The sequence below is a fragment of the Kribbella sp. CA-253562 genome, from assembly GCF_050942265.1.
Lineage (GTDB): Bacteria > Actinomycetota > Actinomycetes > Propionibacteriales > Kribbellaceae > Kribbella.
Window position 1 is genome coordinate 1,485,946 of the sequence record NZ_CP192049.1, and the last position, 16,004, is coordinate 1,501,949.

Here is a 16,004-nt window from a genome sequence, read left to right on the forward strand (position 1 = left end):
GGTGGGTGGCGTGACCGTCACCCACCGGCCCCGGCCTGTCCCTGCCTGCCAGGCCAGGCAGAGAGAAGGAGGCTGAGATGAGTGCATCCGCCCAGGTCGCGCAGCGGCCGTCGAAGAAGGTTCCCAAACCCAAGCGGCAGACGACGTTCAACGAGGGCACCGGCCGGCTGGCCGCGATCCTGCTGTCTCCGACGCTGCTGGTGCTCGCCCTGGTGGTCGTCTACCCGATCATCTCGGCGCTGCGCGAGTCGCTGTACACCAGCGGCCAGCAGTTCGACGAGGACGGCTTCGTCGTCGAGGGGTCGCAGTTCGTCGGGCTCGACAACTACACCGCGATCTTCTCCGGCGAGACCGGCGAGCGCTTCTGGAACGCCTTTTACAACACCACGTTCTTCACGATCACCTGTGTCGCGCTCGAGACAGTGCTCGGGGTGGCGATGGCCCTGGTGATGCACAAGGCGTTCAAGGGCCGCGGCATCGTCCGCGCCAGCATCCTGGTGCCCTGGGCGATCCCGACCGTCGTGTCGGCGTTGCTGTGGAAGTGGATCTTCCAGGCCGACGGCGCCGCGAACGCGCTGCTGGGACAGCAGATCCTGTGGTCCACCGAGGGCTGGCAATCGGTGCTGTCGGTGATCGTCGCCGACACCTGGAAAACCGCGCCGTTCATCGGGCTGCTGGTGCTCGCGGGCCTGCAGACCATTCCGGACGAGGTGTACGAGGCGGCGAAGGTGGACGGCGCGAGTCCGGTCCAGACCTTCGTGCGGATCACGCTGCCGCTGGTGAAGCCCGCGCTGCTGGTCGCGGTGCTGTTCCGCATCCTCGACACCCTGCGGATCTTCGACCTGCCGTACGTGCTGGTCGGGGCCAACAAGGAATCGGTCGAGACGCTGTCGATGCTGGCCTTCGACGAAGCGTCCAACACCAGATACGGGCCGGCGGCGGCGTACGCGACGATCCTGTTCCTGTACGTCGCGGTGGTGGCGTACGTGTTCGTCAAGCTGCTCGGTGCCGACGTACTCGGTGACGCCGTGCAGAAGAAGAAGTCCAACGGCAAGCGCCGCAAGGATCGTGCCGGTGCACCTCCGGGCGCGACGACGATCGGACTGGCCGGGTCGGCCGGCGGGTCGGGGAGTGGGGTCGGATGAGTACGAACGTCAAGGCGGCCGAGGCGAGCCCGGTCCGCAAGTACCTGCCGTTGCTCGGTGTCGCGATCATCGTGCTGTACTGCCTGGCGCCCTTCTACTGGATGGTCGTGTCGGCCTTCCGCCGGCCGCTGGACCAGTTCGACAACTCGCTGCTGCCGTCGCCGTGGTCGCTGGACAACCTCCAGGCGGTCTTCGGTGAGGGCGTGGGCTTCGGCCGGTCGCTGCTGAACAGCCTGATCGTGGCCGGCGTGACGACGATCCTGACGCTGATCGTCGGGCTGGTCGCGGCGTACACGCTGGCCCGGCTGGAGTTCAGGTTCAAGAACGTGGTGCTGGCGATCATCATCACCACGTCGATGTTCCCGGGCATCTCGCTGGTGATCCCGCTGCTGAAGCTGTTCATCGACATCAACTGGATCAACACCTACCAGGCGATGATCGTGCCCAGCCTGTCGTTCGCGCTGCCACTGGCGGTGTGGACATTGACCACGTTCTTCCGGCAGATGCCCAGAGAACTGGAGCAGGCGGCGATGGTCGACGGCTGTACGCCGGCGCAGGCGTTCCGCAAGATCATCCTGCCGCTGGCCGCGCCGGGTGTGTTCACCACCGCGATCATCACGTTCATCGCGGCCTGGAACGAGTTCCTGATCGCACTGAGCATGGTGAACAAGAAGGAGATCCAGACCGCGAACGTCGCGATCTCCAAGTTCACCGGCATCTCCGGGTTCGACCAGCCGTTCGGCACGCAGATGGCCGCCGGCGTGGTCGTCACGATCCCGCTGGTGATCGCGGTGCTCATCTTCCAGCGCCGCATCGTGGCCGGCCTGACCGCCGGTGGCGTGAAGTGAGCTACGGCGACGAGCGGAACCGGCGGGACCGAGAGGATCGGGACCGCCGGGACCGCGAGGAAGCCGAACGGCGGGACCGGGAGGACCGCGACCGCCGTGACCAGGAAGAACGCGACCGCCGCGATCGTGAGGACCGCGACCGTCGCAACCGCTGAACGCAAACGGCGCCCCGGGATCCCCGGGGCGCCTTTGCCGTTCTCGGTAGGTCAGATCGACAGCCACACCGTCGCGTCGACGGGGAGTTCGCCGTCGAGCAGCGGCTCCGAGGCGAGCAGGACCTCGCCGGCGGGCAGGTCGATCGGGGAGCTGCCGAGGTTGACGACGCAGCGGAAGCCTGGGTCTCGGGTGAAGGACAGGACGCCGGCGGGGGCGTCGTCGTCCCAAGCAAGGCGGCCTTCGCCCAGGGCTTCGTGTTCGCGGCGGAGCTTCAGGGCGGCCTTGTAGAGGTTGAGGTGGCTGTCCGGGTTGCCGGCCTGAGCCTCCGGGGTCAGGGGTGCCCAGTCCGCCGGCTGCGGGAGCCACGGCTGGGCAGTGCCCGGACCGAACCCGTACGGCGGCTCGCTCCCGCTCCACGGCATCGGTACGCGGCAGCCGTCGCGGCCTCGGACGGTGTGGCCGGAGCGCTCCCAGGTCGGGTCGTCCAGCACCTCCTCCGGCAGGTCCTCGACCTCCGGCAGGCCCAGCTCGTCGCCCTGGTAGATGTACGCGCCACCGGGCAGCGCCAGCTCCAGCAGCGCCGCCGCACGGGCCCGGCGCAGGCCGAGCGCCAGGTCGGTCGGGACCTCACCGGCACCGGCCAGTGCGTCGCGCTGGTCCCGACCGTAGCGGGTGCGGTGGCGGATGGTGTCGTGGTTGCTCAGCACCCAGGTCGCCGGCGCCCCGACGGCCCAGAGGCTCTCGGTGGTGTAGTCGATGACCTGCCGCAGCTCCTTCGCGTCCCACGCGCACCGCAGGACGTCGAAGTTGAACGCCGAGTGCAGCTCGTTCGGCCGTACGTACTGCGCCAGCCGCTCGGCCGGGGACAACCACGCCTCCGCGACGAAGACCCGCGGGCCCTGCGCGGTGTCCGCGTACTCGTCGGCGATCGCGCGCCAGCGCTGGTGGATCGTGTGCACGCCCGGCTGGTCGTAGAACGGGTTGCCGACGTACTTGTCCCGGGTCGGCTGACCGTCCTTCAGCGGTACGTCGGGCAGCGTCGCGTCCTTGGCCATCGAGTCCGCGACGTCGATCCGGAACCCGTCGATGCCGCGGTCGAACCAGAACCGCAGGATCGCGTCGAACTCCGCGATCACGTCGGGGTGGTCCCAGTTCCAGTCCGGCTGGGAGATGTCGAACATGTGCAGGTACCACTGGCCGTCCTCGATCTGCTGCCAGGCGCCACCGCCGAAGGCGGCCGGCCAGTTCGTCGGCGGCAGACCGTCCTTGCCGTCGCGGAACCAGAACCGCTCCCGCTCCGGCGAACCCTTGCCCGCGGCCAGCGCGGCCTTGAACCACGGGTGCTCCCAGGAGCAGTGGTTCGGCACCAGGTCGATCAGGATCCGGATCCCGAGCGCGTGCGCCTCCGCGATCAGCGCGTCGGCGTCGGCCAGCGTGCCGAAGTCCGGATTGATGTCGCGGTAGTCGGACACGTCGTACCCGCCGTCGAGCAGCGGTGAGGGGTACCACGGGCTGATCCAGATCGCGTCCACGCCGAGCTCGGCCAGGTAGGGCAGCCGGGCCCGGATCCCGTTCACGTCTCCGGTCCCGTCGCCGTCGGCGTCGGCGAACGAGCGGGGGTACACCTGGTAGACGACGGCACTACGCCACCAGTCGTCAGCTGGTCTGGTTGATCCTTCAGTCATGACGACCAGCCTTTCACGACCAGGCAACCTGGCTGTGACAGTCGTCTCAGCGCGTACCCCGGCTGTTGCCACGCGCGCGGGGGTGGCTAGTCTCAGGCCGACGGAACGCGCCGGCGACCGTGCCTGACTTACGCACCGCAGCCTGCCGCGGACGACTTGTTACAGGCAGAGAGGGACCACACTCGTGGATCTGATGGAATACCAGGCGAAGACGGTCTTCGCCAAGCACGGCGTACGGACGACGGTCGGTGAGGTCGTCACCACGCCGGAACAGGCCCGCGCCGCGGCCGAGAAGATCGGCGGCACCGTGGTGGTCAAGGCCCAGGTGAAGACCGGGGGCCGGGGCAAGGCCGGTGGCGTGAAGCTGGCCTCCTCGCCGGACGAGGCGGAGGAGAAGGCCCGCGAGATCCTCGGTCTGGACATCAAGGGCCACATCGTCAAGACGCTGAACATCGTTCCGGCGGCCGCGATCGGCGAGGAGTACTACTTCTCGTTCCTGATCGACCGGGCCAACCGCAACTACCTGTGCATCGCGTCGGCCGCCGGCGGTATGGAGATCGAGGAGGTCGCGCACACCAACCCGGACGCGGTCGCCAAGATCTCCATCGACCCGGCCACCGGTGTCGACGAGGTGAAGGCGCGTGAGATCGCCGAGCAGGCCGGCTACCCGGCCGACGTGCTGGACGCCGCCGCGGTCGAGATCGCCAAGCTGTACCGGGTGTTCATCGACGAGGACGCCTCGCTGGTCGAGGTGAACCCGCTGGTCAAGCTCAAGGACGGCAACGTCGAGGCGCTGGACGGCAAGGTCACGCTCGACGAGAACGCCGACTTCCGGCACCCCGAGCACGCGGAGTTCGAGGACGCCTCGGCGGAGGATCCGCTGGAGGCCGCCGCCAAGGCCAAGGGCCTGAACTACGTCAAGCTCGACGGTTCGGTCGGCATCATCGGCAACGGCGCCGGGCTCGTGATGAGCACGCTCGACGTCGTCGCGTACGCCGGTGAGGAGGTCGGCGGCGTCAAGCCCGCGAACTTCCTCGACATCGGCGGTGGCGCGTCGGCCGAGGTGATGGCCAACGGCCTGGAGATCATCATCTCCGACCCGCAGGTGAAGAGCGTGTTCGTCAACGTCTTCGGTGGCATCACCGCCTGCGACGCGGTCGCCAACGGCATCGTCCAGGCCTTCGCGCTGCTCGAGGGCCGCGGCGAAACGGTCAGCAAGCCGCTGGTCGTCCGCCTGGACGGCAACAACGCCGACGAGGGTCGCCGGATCCTCGACGAGGCCGGCCTGGCCGGTCTGGAGCGGGTCGACACGATGGACGGCGCCGCCAAGCGGGCCGCCGAGCTGGCTGCGAAGTAAGGGATCGCTGAACATGTCTATCTTCCTGACCAAGGACAGCAAGGTCATCGTCCAGGGCATGACCGGCTCCGAGGGCACCAAGCACACCACCCGGATGCTTGCCTCCGGCACCAACATCGTCGGCGGCGTGAACCCGCGCAAGGCCGGCGAGAGCGTCGACTTCGACGGCAAGGCGGTGCCGGTCTTCGGTGGCGTCGCGGACGCGATCAAGGAGACCGGCGCGAACGTCTCGGTCGTCTTCGTGCCGCCGAAGTTCACCAAGGACGCGGTGCTCGAGGCGATCGAGGCCGAGATCCCGCTGGTCGTGGTGATCACCGAGGGTGTGCCGGTGCACGACACCGCCGCGTTCTTCGCCGCCGCGCAGGCCACCGGCAAGACCCGGATCATCGGCCCGAACTGCCCCGGCATCATCACCCCGGGCGAGTCCAACGCGGGCATCATCCCGGCGACCATCGCGGGCGCCGGCCGGATCGGTCTGGTGTCGAAGTCCGGCACGCTGACCTACCAGATGATGTACGAGCTGAGCGACTTCGGCTTCTCCACCGCGATCGGCATCGGCGGCGACCCGATCGTCGGCACGACGCACATCGACGCGCTGCAGGCGTTCCAGGACGACCCCGACACCGACGCGATCGTGATGATCGGCGAGATCGGCGGCGACGCCGAGGAGCGGGCGGCGGCGTTCATCAAGGACAACGTCACCAAGCCGGTCGTCGGCTACGTCGCGGGCTTCACCGCGCCGGAGGGCAAGACGATGGGACACGCGGGCGCGATCGTGTCCGGCTCGTCCGGTACGGCGGCCGCCAAGCAGGAGGCGCTCGAGGCGGTCGGCGTGAAGGTCGGCAAGACGCCGACCGAGACCGCCAACCTGATGCGCGAGATCATGCAGGGCCTGACCAAGTAACACCTGGTCCAGCGAAAAGACCGCGGTTCCCGAACGTGGGGACCGCGGTCTTTCGTCTGTCCTACTTGAACGTCGCCGACCGCTCGGCCGCGCGGCCGAGGATCTCGGTGAACGCGCTGTCGGTGATGTCCAGGTTCTTCAGCACCGGGTAGAGCAGGTACACCGCCCGGTCGCCTGCGCCCGCGATCCCGATCCGGAACGTGAACACCTTGCCGCCGCCGGTGTCGTACGTCGCCTTCCAGGCCTCGCCCTTGACCGTGCTCAGCGCGAGCGTGCCGGTCGACTTCACCGTCGCGGTCGAGGTGGTCTTCGCGCAGCCGTCGACGTTCTTGCGGATCTGCAGGACGAACGCCGACGCCGCGGCCGGCGAGGCGAACTTGGCGACGGTGGCGTCCAGGCCGAACTCGGTCGGCGCCTGCGCCTCCGGTACGACGTACGTCTGGGTCTTGTACTTGGTCGCCTTGGCCTTCTTCAGGTCGATCTTCTCGCACAGCGTCCCGGAGCGGACCTCGCCGGGCACACTGACCCACGGCTTGTCGATGCTCGCCAGCACCGGCAGGTCGATCGGGGCCATGAACCCGGCGGCCTCCGTGCTCGGCAGCAGGCCTGGCTTGGCCGCCAGGGTGCCCGTGCCGCAGTTCGCGCCGGTCTCGGCACAGATCCGTTTCAGCCCGGCGCTCGCGGTCGCCAGGACGGCGTCCGGTTTGGGCGGCGTACCGCCGGTGGTGTCGTGCTCGAGCACCATCGTGGCCTGGCCGGCGGTGGTCACGCTGACCGTGCGGAACTTGCTCGACTTGCTGCCGGTGGGCTGGCCGAAGACCGCGATCAGGCCGCGGTCACCGAGACCCTGGGTGGTGTAACTGGCGACCAGGCGCACCTGCGGGGTGTTGCACTGGCTGAGCCAGGTGGTGATCGTGCTGTACGACTTGGCGGCCGCGGCGGTGTCGTTGGAGACCTCGACGTACTGGACCGCGGAGTCCTTGGTGGCGGCGTTGCGGAAGGTGCGCACCCAGGTCCGCACGCCGGCCGGGTCGGCGAAGCGCTGGACCTGGCAGACGAACGACTTGTCCGGCGCGCTGCTGCCGTCGGCCGTCGTGGCGACCGCCCAGCTGCCGGTCGCGCTGAGTGACTTGGCCGCCGGGCCGTCGATCAGGACCTTGGCGTCGGCCAGTTGGTCCTTGTCGCCGCCCTTGGTGTCGTCCGGGTTCCCGGCCTTCGCGTCGCCGGGGGAGTCGTCACCGCCGAACGCGTTCACCGCGGCGATTCCGCCGCCGCCGAGCAGGACCAGGACAGCCGCGCCGGCGCCGATCATCTGGTTCCGGCGGCGCGACTGCTGCCGTCGCGCCTCGCGGGCCGCGGCGCGACCGCCGCCGCGGGGCGCACGGTGGGAACCGGACAATGACTCCAGACCTCCTGACTGATTCCACCCCTGGTCCACGCCGAATGTACCCGGTGCCGGGCCACGATCCACGCCCGAGGCCGCCGGCCGAAACCCCAGCAGGCACAGCGTCGGCCCGAAGCGCAAGCGCGGCGAAGTCTTCCACATCCGGCGTGTCAGAACGACCTGTCCCCCGGGCCGGGGCGACGATGGAAGCCAGATGACCGACATGCTGAGCCGTCCGGGCGCCCGTGACGGCGGATCTCACCAGGCGCCCGGGCCCGCCCAGCCCACGCCCGTCGTCCCGCCGCGGCCGGTGGTGATCGCCGCCGTGGTCGGAGCCGGTGCCTGCCTGCTCGCCGGTCTGCTGGCCTGTGCCGCCGTCGCCGTGATCGGCTGGCTGGCCGCGACCTTCGGCGGAGCCTCCGGCGCCGTCCGGGCCGGCGCCTCGGTCTGGCTGGTCGCGCACAAGGCCGCCGTCACCCTCGACGGCAGCTCGATCTCGGTCGCGCCGCTCGGCCTGACCGCCTTTCTCGGCTGGTGCCTGTACCGCGGTGGCCGGTTCACCGCCCGGATCAGCGCCGCCGACCGGACCAAGGACCTGCTGACCGCGGCCGCCGCGTTCGCCGGCACCTACGGGCTGGGCGCGCTGATCATCGCGCTGCTCACCTCCGAGGGTGGGCTGAAGATCTCACCGCTGTCGGCCTTTTTCGGCGCCGCCACACTCGCCGCCGTCGCCGGGACGGCCGGGATCCTCGTCGAGTCCGGCGCCGCCGCGGACATCGCCGACGCGACGCCGAGCGGGCTGCGCGACACGGTGCCGGCGGCCGCCGCCGCGATGCTCACCGTGATCGCCGTCGCCTCACTCCTGTACGCCGTACTGCTGGCGGTCCGCTTCCCCCGAGTGACCGGGATGCTGGAGCTGCTCGACACCGGCGTCGTCGGCTCGGTCGTGCTGTTCGCGATCTGTCTCGGCCTGCTGCCGAACATGGTGCTGTACTTCGTCTCGTTCCTGGCCGGGCCGGGCTTCCAGCTCGGCGTCGGGACGTCGGTCGCGCCGACCGGAGTCGACGTCGGGAATCTGCCGGCCCTGCCGCTGCTGGCCGCCGTACCGTCGGACGGCGCGACGCCGACGTACCTGCTGGTGCTGACCGCGATCGTGCCGTTGCTCGCCGGAGCCGTCGCCGGGCTGGTGGTGGCGCGGCGCGGGATGGCCGCGCCGGAGTCCGAGGCGCTGGGGTGGGACGCGTTCGCCCTGCGCGGAGCGATGTCGGCGTTGCTGGCGAGCGTCGGGCTGCTGATCCTGATGCTGCTGGCCGGTGGATCGGCGGGTCCGGGCCGGATGGCCGAGTTCGGGGTCGCGAGCGCGCTGCCGGCCGCCGCGCTGCTCGGCGCGGGGATGGCGATCGGCGGAGCCGTCGCGGCCGGCGTACTGGCTGCTCGCCGCCCGGCCGACGGGAGCCCTGAGCCCGGGCGATAAGGTTTGGCGCGTGACAGACCCGGTTGCGCCAACCCCCGACCCGGCACGCCTCGTCGTGCTGGTCTCCGGCTCCGGCTCGAACCTGCAGGCCCTGCTGGACGCCTGCCAGGATCCGGCGTACGGCGCCCAGGTGGTCGCCGTCGGCGCCGACCGCGACGGCATCGCCGGGCTGGACAAGGCCGCGGCGGCGGGCGTCCCGACGTTCGTGCACAAGGTCAAGGACTACGCCGAGCGGGCCGACTGGGACCGGGCGCTGACCGCGTCGGTCGCTTCCTACCAGCCCGACCTGGTGGTCTCGGCCGGGTTCCTGAAGCTGGTCGGTGACGACTTCCTGGCTGCTTTCGGTGACCGCTACATCAACACCCACAACGCGCTGCTGCCGGCGTTCCCCGGCATCCACGGACCCCGCGACGCGCTCGAGTACGGCGTGAAGGTGGCCGGCGCGACGCTGTTCTTCGTCGACGGCGGCGTCGACACCGGGCCGATCATCGGCCAGGTCGTCGTACCGGTCGAGGACGACGACACCGAAGAAACCCTGACCGAGCGGATCAAGGAGGTCGAACGCCGCCAGCTGGTGGAGTGGGTCGGCCGCCTGGTCCGGCAAGGCTGGACCATCACCGGACGAAAGGTTCGACTGAAGTGAGCACCGACCGCAGGCCGATCCGCCGGGCGCTGATCAGCGTCTACGACAAGACCGGTCTGGAGGAGCTCGCGAAGGCGCTGTCCGAGGCCGGCGTCCAGATCGTGTCGACCGGTTCCACCGCGAGCCGGATCGGCGCGGCCGGCGTACCGGTGACCAAGGTCGAGGAGCTGACCGGCTTCCCCGAGTGCCTGGACGGGCGGGTCAAGACCCTGCACCCGAAGGTGCACGCCGGGCTGCTGGCCGACGTCCGCAAGCCCGACCACGTCGAGCAGCTGGCCGAGATGCGGGTCGAGCCGTTCGACCTGCTGGTCAGCAACCTGTACCCGTTCACCGAGACGGTCGCCTCCGGTGCCTCCACCGAGGAGTGCATCGAGCAGATCGACATCGGCGGCCCCTCGATGGTCCGCGGCGCGGCGAAGAACCATGCCAACGTCGCGGTGGTGACCTCGCCCTCGCAGTACGCGGACATCTACACCGTGCTGGAGGAAGGCGGCTTCTCGCTGCAGGAGCGGCAGCGGCTCGCCGCGGCGGCCTTCGTGCACACCGCCGAGTACGACGTCGCGGTCGCCTCCTGGATGGGCAACGTGCTCACCGACACCAGCGAGGGCTCGAACTTCCCGGCCTGGATCGGCGCGACCTGGGACAAGAAGGCCGTGCTGCGCTACGGCGAGAACCCGCACCAGCCGGCCGCGCTGTACCTGAACGGCCGCGGCGGACTGGCCGGCGCCGAGCAGCTGCACGGCAAGGAGATGTCGTACAACAACTACGTCGACGCCGACGCGGCCCGGCGCACGGCGTACGACTTCGCCGAGCCGGCGGTGGCGATCATCAAGCACGCCAACCCGTGCGGGATCGCGGTCGGCGCCGACATCGCCGAGGCGCACCGCCGGGCGCACGAGTGCGACCCGGTTTCGGCGTACGGCGGGGTGATCGCGACCAACGCCCCGGTCACGGTCGAGATGGCCAAGCAGGTCGCGGAGATCTTCACCGAGGTGCTGGTCGCCCCGGCGTACGAGGACGGCGCGGTCGAGATCCTGCAGGCCCGCAAGAACCTCCGGCTGCTGGTCGCCCCGGCCCGCGAGGACAGCGAACTGGTCGAGCTGCGCGCGATCAGTGGCGGCTTGCTGCTGCAGCACAGCGACCGCTTCCAGGCCGAGGGCGACGACCCGAACGCCTGGACCCTGGCCGCCGGCGAGCCCGCCTCGCCCGAGGTGCTCGCCGACCTCGCCTTCGCCTGGAAGGCCTGCCGGGCGGTCAAGTCGAACGCCATCCTGCTCGCCTCCCAGGGCGCGTCGGTCGGCGTCGGCATGGGCCAGGTCAACCGCGTCGACTCCTGCCGCCTGGCCGTCACCCGCGCCGGCGAGCGCGCGGCCGGCTCGGTCGCCGCCTCCGACGCGTTCTTCCCGTTCCCGGACGGCCTGGAAGTGCTGATCGAGGGCGGCGTCACCGCCGTCGTCCAGCCCGGCGGCTCGATCCGCGACGAAGCCGCCATCGAGGTGGCCCAGAAGGCGGGCATCACGATGTACTTCACGGGGACGCGGCACTTCTTCCACTAGGACTTCCGTACGACGCCAGAAGGCGACCGCCCGCGGCGGTCGCCTTCTGTGGGTTCGGGGTCAGCAGCCCGAGGTCCAGTAGTGGGAGTCGTACTCGTTGTCGGCCATCGACCAGTCGTAGGTCTCGCCCTGGGCGACGCAGATCGAGCCGCGGCCGTAGTTGACGTCGAAGAAGAGCTGGACGTCGTCGAAGGTGCCCGGGGTGCCGTTGTTGGCGACCGACTCGGCGTCGTCGTGCATCCCGTCGTCGGTCCAGTTGGTGTCGTCGAACTCCCACTTGGACATCCCACCCTCCGCGCCGTCGTCGGACCAGGCGCAGAAGTACGCGGCGGGGCAGTCGCCGTAGCCGGTGGTCGCGGCACCGGCGGGGGCGGCCTGCACGGTGAGGGCCGCGCCGGCGACGGCGAGGACGGCGGTGAGCTTCAGGAACACGGTGAGCCTTCTCATCAGCAGCCGGACCTCCACAGGTGCGAGTCGTACTCGTTGTCGTTCATGTACCAGTCGTACTTCTCGCCGTTGGGTACGCAGAAGGAGTAGTTGCGGTAGTCGACGTCGGTGTACACGGCGACGTCGTCGTAGGTGCCCGCGGTGCCGTTGTTGAACAGCGAGTCGGCGTCGTCGTGCATCAGGTCGTCGGTCCAGTTGCTGTCGTCGAACTCCCACTTGGCGAACCGGCCGGTGGCACCGTCTTCGGACCAGGCGCAGAAGTAGCCCGAGGGACAGTCGTTCCAGGCGGTGGTGGCAGCATTGGCCGGGACAGCCGTGAGCGTGAGCGCGCTCAGTACGGCCACCAGGACGGCGGCGAGTTTCAGGGACAGAGATCGCAAGGGCGTGCCTCTCATTCGGTCAGGAGTTCCCCAGGACGGCCTTGGCCCGGGGTAGTGCGGCGTGTTCCAGGGCGTCGAGATCCTGGACGGTCCGCCGGTGCTCGGCGGAGATCTGGGTCAGGTGCTGGGTGTGCAGGGCACGAGTGGCCGGGCCGAAGCCGCTGCTGACGGCACAGGTCGCCTCGACCAGCGCGGCCTGGTCGCGGGTAGCCCGCGGGTCGGTCGGCTCGACGAGTCGGCCGGGATCGTCCGCCGGGTACCCGGTGGCCCGGACACACGCGGACCACTTCTTCCGGGAGGTCTCGAACTGCGGTGCCTTCCGCACCTCGCCGTACACCTGGTAGGTCAGTCCGTCGACGGTCCGCCGGGCCCGGTACCAGTCCTCCAGGTCGGCGTACAGGGCCCGCCGGGCGTCGGCCTGGCAGCCGTTGTCGGCGGTCGAGAGCCGGCCTCCGTTCGGCATGTCGACGCTGATCGACCGGTTGGAACCGACCAGGGCGCGCTGCCACGCTCGCTGCCGGTCCGCGGGCATGATCTTCAGATAGTTTCCGGTCGGATCGGGTGCGCGGTCTTCCGGCCGGGGTCCGTAACCGTTGGCCTTGGCCCAGGCGACGTCGTCGATCACGTACGGGAAGCGGCGGTCGAACGACTCGACCGGCGGCGGCTTCTCGACGTACTCGAAGCCGGCGGCGGTCATGCACTGCTTGATCAGCCGCTGCTCGGCGCGGTGCAGGACGGTTCGGTCGGCCGCCGTGAGAATCATGTCGTCCGGCTTGTCCGCGCCGGCGGTCAGCAGGGCGGTGGCGGCCGCGCCGATGGCGAGGACGAGGGCGGCGGCAACTGCGGACAGGCGTTGGATGGACACGAGCGGTAACCATAGGGATGCCGCAGAGGCCGGGCGATCACTTCGAGCAGCATCTAACTCCTTGCGAGGCGAAGCTGTGCCTCTTCGACTTCAGCAGAGACATTGTCTAAAGGGCCGGACCCGCCTAGGGTGAGCCGCACCTGTCCCTCCAAACCGCCCGTTGGGGAGCTCATGTCTGTGAAACGTCGGAGTCTTGTGGTGCTCACGGCCTTGGCCGTGGTGGCGCCGGTGGGGTTGACCGCGGTGCCTGCTGAGGCGCACGGCAGCGGCAAGCGCGTGGTGGGGTACTACACCCAGTGGAGTGGGTACGACCGCAACTTCCTGGTGAGCGACCTGGTGAAGAACGGGACCGCCGCCAAGCTCACCCACCTGAACTACGCGTTCGGGTTCCTGGACGAGCAGGGCAAGTGCGTGAGCAGCGACGCCTGGGCCGACTACCAGCGGCCGTTCACGGCGGAGCAGAGTGTCAACGGCAAGGCTGACGTCGAGGGGCAGCCGCTGGCCGGCAACCTCAACCAGCTCAAGCAGCTGAAGCAGAAGTACCCGAAGCTGCGGGTCAGCATCTCGCTCGGTGGCTGGACCGGCTCCAAGTACTTCTCGAACGCCGCGCTCACGCCGGCCAGCCGAGCCGCGCACGTGAAGTCCTGCCTGGATCTGTGGATCAAGGGCAATCTCCCGGGCGCGCCGGCCGGTGCGGCGAAGGGCGTCTTCGACGGCATCGACCTGGACTGGGAGTGGCCGGCCAGTGAAGGGGCCCCGGGCAACGTGATTCGCCCGGACGACAAGCAGAACTTCACCGCGCTGGTGCGCGAGTACCGCAAGCAGCTCGACCGGATGTCCTGGCCGTTCAGCGGGCGCTACACGCTGTCGGCGTTCCTGCCGGCCGCGCCCGCGCAGATCGACAACGGGTTCGAGGTCGGCAAGATCTTCAAGGACCTGACCTTCGCCACCACCCAGGGCTACGACTACCACGGCGCCTGGGACCCGGTGACCAACCAGCAGTCGGCGATCGACGGCCCGGCCGGTGATCCGTCGGCGGCCGAGTTCAGCTCGCAGGTGACGATCGACGCGTACCTGACCCGCGGGGCGCCGCGCAGCAAGCTGGTGATGGGCGTCCCGTTCTACAGCCGCGGCTGGACCGGCGTGACGAACCAGAACAACGGCCTCTTCCAGCCGGCGACCGGCCCCGCCCCGGCGACGTACGAGGCCGGCTACGAGGACTACCGGCTGCTGAAGGCGCAGCTGTCCGAGTTCACCGTGCACCGCGACGAGCAGGCCGGCTTCGCCTGGTTGTTCGACGGCACGACGTTCTGGACCTGGGACGACCCGACCGAGATGAAGCGCAAGGCGAACTACATCAACCAGCGCCACCTCGGCGGCGCGATGATCTGGTCCCTCGACGGCGACACCGCCGACGGCGAACTGATCAAGGCGCTGCACCGCACCCTGCGCTGACCCCGACCTCCACCACCGACCAACCTCCGCGCCGAACGCGTGCGCAGCGTGGCGCCTGCGCGGAACCGAAGGTTAGTCGGTGGTGGAGGTAGGCCCTCGCTCGTAGGATGACGCGGTGGACGTCGAAGCCCTCGCCGCGCGTTTTCGTGCACGCAGCGCCGACCCGATCGACCTCGGCTGTTCCGGCGCGACCGTCGTCCGCCTCGAGCGGACCGGAGAAACCCTGTATTACAAGGAAGGTCAGGGCGTCGACGACGAAGCGGACCGCGTCGCCTGGCTCAGTGCGACCGGCTTCGGCTGCCCGCAGTTGGTTGATCAAGGCAACGACTGGATGCTGACCACCGAACTGCCCGGCCGCGACGCCTCGCAACCCTGGCCGGCCTCTGATCGCCCCGCCGTACTGCGAGCCGTTGCCGACTGTCTGCGCGAGCTCCACACCCTGACGACCTGCCCGTTCACCTCGCCGTTCCCCAGCGAACCGACGGTCGTCACGCACGGCGACTACTGCCTGCCCAACGTCTTCGTCGATCCGGAGACGCTGCGCTTCACCGGCGTACTCGATCTGAGTCGCCTCGGCCTCGGCGACCCGTACGTCGACATCGCGGTGATGACGCAAAGCCTCTCCGGCGACCTGAACCCCCAGTACGGCGGCCCACCCGCCGCCCGCGAGTTCGCCGAGTCCTACGGTGCCGACCCGGACGACGAGCGCATTCCCCACTTCATTGCCCTCGACAACTTCTGAGGACTTCAGCCGCGCGACGACCGGAAGGCTCGCCGGTAGGCGCTCGGGGTGGTGTGGACGGCGGCGTGGAAGCGGCGGCGGAGGTTGACCGCGGAGGACAGGCCGACCTGGCTGGCGATGGTTTCGACGGGCAGATCGGTGGTCTCGAGCAGTTCGCGGGTGCGGGCGACGCGGCGGGCGAGCAGCCATTGACCGGGGGTGGTGCCGAGTTGTTCGGTGAAGCGGCGGGTGAGGGTGCGCGGGGACATCGCGGCGCGGGTGGCGAGGTCGTCGACAGTGAGCGGTTCGGCCAGGTGCTCGGACGCCCAGTCGAGCAGTGGGGCGAGGGAGTCCGTCGAGGGCGTGGGGGTTTCGACGCGGTACTGGAGTTGACCGCCCTCGCGTTGGGGCGGCATGACCATCCGGCGCGCCACCCGGGCGGCGTACGCGGCGCCGTGGTCGTTGCGGACCAGGTGCAGGCACAGGTCGAGGCCGGTGCCCGAGCCGGCACTGGTCGCGATGTCGCCGTGGTCGATGTAGAGCACGTCAGGATCAACCCGTACGCCGGGGAACCGCCGCTGCAGCTCGGCGCTGTACGCCCAGTGCGTGGTCGCGGCGCGCCCGTCGAGCAAACCCGTCGCGGCCAACGCGAACGAGCCCGAGCAGATGCTCACCAGCCGCGCGCCACGCCGATGTGCCCGCACCAGCGCCCGTACGACGGCCGGCGACGGCGGCTCCTCGATCGGCAGCCATCCCGGTACGACAACCGTGTCGGCCCGGCCGAGCGCGCGCAGGCCGGACGGCACCAGCATCGCGTACCGGTTGGTGGTCTCGATCTCGCCAGGAGTCTCCGTGCAGACGCCGAAGCTGTAGTCGTCGCCGCGGAACACCGAGGCGGCGCAGCCCAGCTCGAACGTGGACTGCGGCGCCTTGACCAGCGCGACGACCCGATGCGGTGCCATGGCAGAAAAGTACCCGAGGGCG

The 16,004-nt window shown here is 69.8% G+C and carries 16 protein-coding genes; 10 read left to right on the top strand and 6 right to left on the bottom strand.

Features of this window, described 5'->3' with window-relative positions:
• The first annotated feature begins 77 nt into the window (after positions 1–77).
• From ACQPXM_RS07210 to ACQPXM_RS07220, 3 genes are read left to right on the top strand one after another with little or no spacing between them, the layout of a single operon-like run.
• Positions 78–1,145 carry a carbohydrate ABC transporter permease gene (locus ACQPXM_RS07210; RefSeq protein WP_432946052.1) on the top strand — a complete coding sequence of 356 codons (1,068 nt, stop codon included), beginning with the start codon at positions 78–80 and terminating at the stop codon, positions 1,143–1,145.
• A complete protein-coding gene (locus ACQPXM_RS07215; protein WP_432946054.1) occupies positions 1,142–1,993 on the top strand; it encodes a carbohydrate ABC transporter permease in 852 nt (283 codons plus the stop codon). The genes ACQPXM_RS07210 and ACQPXM_RS07215 overlap by 4 nt, the downstream gene beginning before the upstream one ends.
• On the top strand, positions 1,990–2,148 hold the full coding sequence (locus ACQPXM_RS07220; protein ID WP_432946056.1) for a hypothetical protein: 159 nt from the start codon (positions 1,990–1,992) through the stop codon (positions 2,146–2,148). Before ACQPXM_RS07215 ends, ACQPXM_RS07220 begins: the two co-directional genes overlap by 4 nt.
• A gap of 51 nt (positions 2,149–2,199) precedes the next feature.
• Here the strand turns inward: ACQPXM_RS07220 and ACQPXM_RS07225 are convergent, their stop codons facing one another.
• Positions 2,200–3,834, bottom strand: coding sequence for a glycoside hydrolase family 13 protein (locus ACQPXM_RS07225; RefSeq protein ID WP_432946058.1), 1,635 nt, complete (start codon positions 3,832–3,834; stop codon positions 2,200–2,202).
• Between the two features lie 184 nt (positions 3,835–4,018).
• Between ACQPXM_RS07225 and sucC the strand changes: the two genes are divergently transcribed.
• Both sucC and sucD read left to right on the top strand, forming a co-directional pair.
• Positions 4,019–5,191 (top strand): ADP-forming succinate--CoA ligase subunit beta, encoded by a 1,173-nt coding sequence (gene sucC, locus ACQPXM_RS07230; protein WP_432946060.1) that lies wholly within the window; start codon positions 4,019–4,021, stop codon positions 5,189–5,191.
• 13 nt (positions 5,192–5,204) lie between these two features.
• Positions 5,205–6,095, top strand: a complete 891-nt coding sequence (gene sucD, locus ACQPXM_RS07235) for a succinate--CoA ligase subunit alpha (protein WP_432946062.1) — start codon at positions 5,205–5,207, stop codon at positions 6,093–6,095.
• A gap of 61 nt (positions 6,096–6,156) precedes the next feature.
• Here sucD and ACQPXM_RS07240 read toward each other — a convergent pair whose 3' ends face one another.
• Positions 6,157–7,494 carry a hypothetical protein gene (locus ACQPXM_RS07240; protein ID WP_432946064.1) on the bottom strand — a complete coding sequence of 446 codons (1,338 nt, stop codon included), beginning with the start codon at positions 7,492–7,494 and terminating at the stop codon, positions 6,157–6,159.
• A 199-nt stretch (positions 7,495–7,693) separates the two neighbouring features.
• Here ACQPXM_RS07240 and ACQPXM_RS07245 point away from each other — a divergent pair, with 199 nt between their 5' ends.
• From ACQPXM_RS07245 to purH, 3 genes are read left to right on the top strand one after another with little or no spacing between them, the layout of a single operon-like run.
• Positions 7,694–8,953 (top strand): cell division protein PerM, encoded by a 1,260-nt coding sequence (locus ACQPXM_RS07245; RefSeq protein WP_432946066.1) that lies wholly within the window; start codon positions 7,694–7,696, stop codon positions 8,951–8,953.
• Positions 8,954–8,963: 10 nt separating this feature from the next.
• A complete protein-coding gene (gene purN / locus ACQPXM_RS07250) occupies positions 8,964–9,596 on the top strand; it encodes a phosphoribosylglycinamide formyltransferase (protein WP_432946068.1) in 633 nt (210 codons plus the stop codon).
• On the top strand, positions 9,593–11,152 hold the full coding sequence (gene purH / locus ACQPXM_RS07255; protein ID WP_432946070.1) for a bifunctional phosphoribosylaminoimidazolecarboxamide formyltransferase/IMP cyclohydrolase: 1,560 nt from the start codon (positions 9,593–9,595) through the stop codon (positions 11,150–11,152). Before purN ends, purH begins: the two co-directional genes overlap by 4 nt.
• 60 nt (positions 11,153–11,212) lie before the next feature.
• Here the strand turns inward: purH and ACQPXM_RS07260 are convergent, their stop codons facing one another.
• The 3 genes from ACQPXM_RS07260 to ACQPXM_RS07270 are packed head-to-tail and all read right to left on the bottom strand — an operon-like array spanning position 11,213 to position 12,844.
• Positions 11,213–11,599, bottom strand: coding sequence for a peptidase inhibitor family I36 protein (locus ACQPXM_RS07260; RefSeq protein ID WP_432946072.1), 387 nt, complete (start codon positions 11,597–11,599; stop codon positions 11,213–11,215).
• Complete coding sequence (locus ACQPXM_RS07265; RefSeq protein WP_432946074.1) at positions 11,599–11,979, bottom strand: peptidase inhibitor family I36 protein; 381 nt, start codon at positions 11,977–11,979, stop codon at positions 11,599–11,601. The genes ACQPXM_RS07260 and ACQPXM_RS07265 overlap by 1 nt, the downstream gene beginning before the upstream one ends.
• A gap of 19 nt (positions 11,980–11,998) precedes the next feature.
• The gene (locus ACQPXM_RS07270; RefSeq protein ID WP_432946076.1) at positions 11,999–12,844 is read right to left on the bottom strand and encodes a hypothetical protein; all 846 of its coding nucleotides are present in this window, start codon (positions 12,842–12,844) and stop codon (positions 11,999–12,001) included.
• A gap of 198 nt (positions 12,845–13,042) precedes the next feature.
• Between ACQPXM_RS07270 and ACQPXM_RS07275 the strand changes: the two genes are divergently transcribed.
• Positions 13,043–14,299, top strand: a complete 1,257-nt coding sequence (locus ACQPXM_RS07275; RefSeq protein ID WP_432946078.1) for a glycoside hydrolase family 18 protein — start codon at positions 13,043–13,045, stop codon at positions 14,297–14,299.
• A 115-nt stretch (positions 14,300–14,414) separates the two neighbouring features.
• Positions 14,415–15,041 (top strand): phosphotransferase, encoded by a 627-nt coding sequence (locus ACQPXM_RS07280; protein ID WP_432946080.1) that lies wholly within the window; start codon positions 14,415–14,417, stop codon positions 15,039–15,041.
• 5 nt (positions 15,042–15,046) lie between these two features.
• Here the strand turns inward: ACQPXM_RS07280 and ACQPXM_RS07285 are convergent, their stop codons facing one another.
• Positions 15,047–15,982: a helix-turn-helix domain-containing protein gene (locus ACQPXM_RS07285; RefSeq protein WP_432946082.1), complete on the bottom strand. Its 936-nt coding sequence runs from the start codon at positions 15,980–15,982 to the stop codon at positions 15,047–15,049.
• Between the last annotated feature and the right edge of the window lie 22 nt (positions 15,983–16,004).

Coding starts and splice junctions, on each gene's coding strand:
- ACQPXM_RS07210 (WP_432946052.1), top strand. CDS start 78: ATGAGTGCATCCGCCCAGGTCGCGCAGCGGCCGTCGAAGAAGGTTCCC.
- ACQPXM_RS07215 (WP_432946054.1), top strand. CDS start 1,142: ATGAGTACGAACGTCAAGGCGGCCGAGGCGAGCCCGGTCCGCAAGTAC.
- ACQPXM_RS07225 (WP_432946058.1), bottom strand. CDS start 3,834: ATGACTGAAGGATCAACCAGACCAGCTGACGACTGGTGGCGTAGTGCC.
- sucD (WP_432946062.1), top strand. CDS start 5,205: ATGTCTATCTTCCTGACCAAGGACAGCAAGGTCATCGTCCAGGGCATG.
- ACQPXM_RS07245 (WP_432946066.1), top strand. CDS start 7,694: ATGACCGACATGCTGAGCCGTCCGGGCGCCCGTGACGGCGGATCTCAC.
- ACQPXM_RS07260 (WP_432946072.1), bottom strand. CDS start 11,599: ATGAGAAGGCTCACCGTGTTCCTGAAGCTCACCGCCGTCCTCGCCGTC.
- ACQPXM_RS07285 (WP_432946082.1), bottom strand. CDS start 15,982: ATGGCACCGCATCGGGTCGTCGCGCTGGTCAAGGCGCCGCAGTCCACG.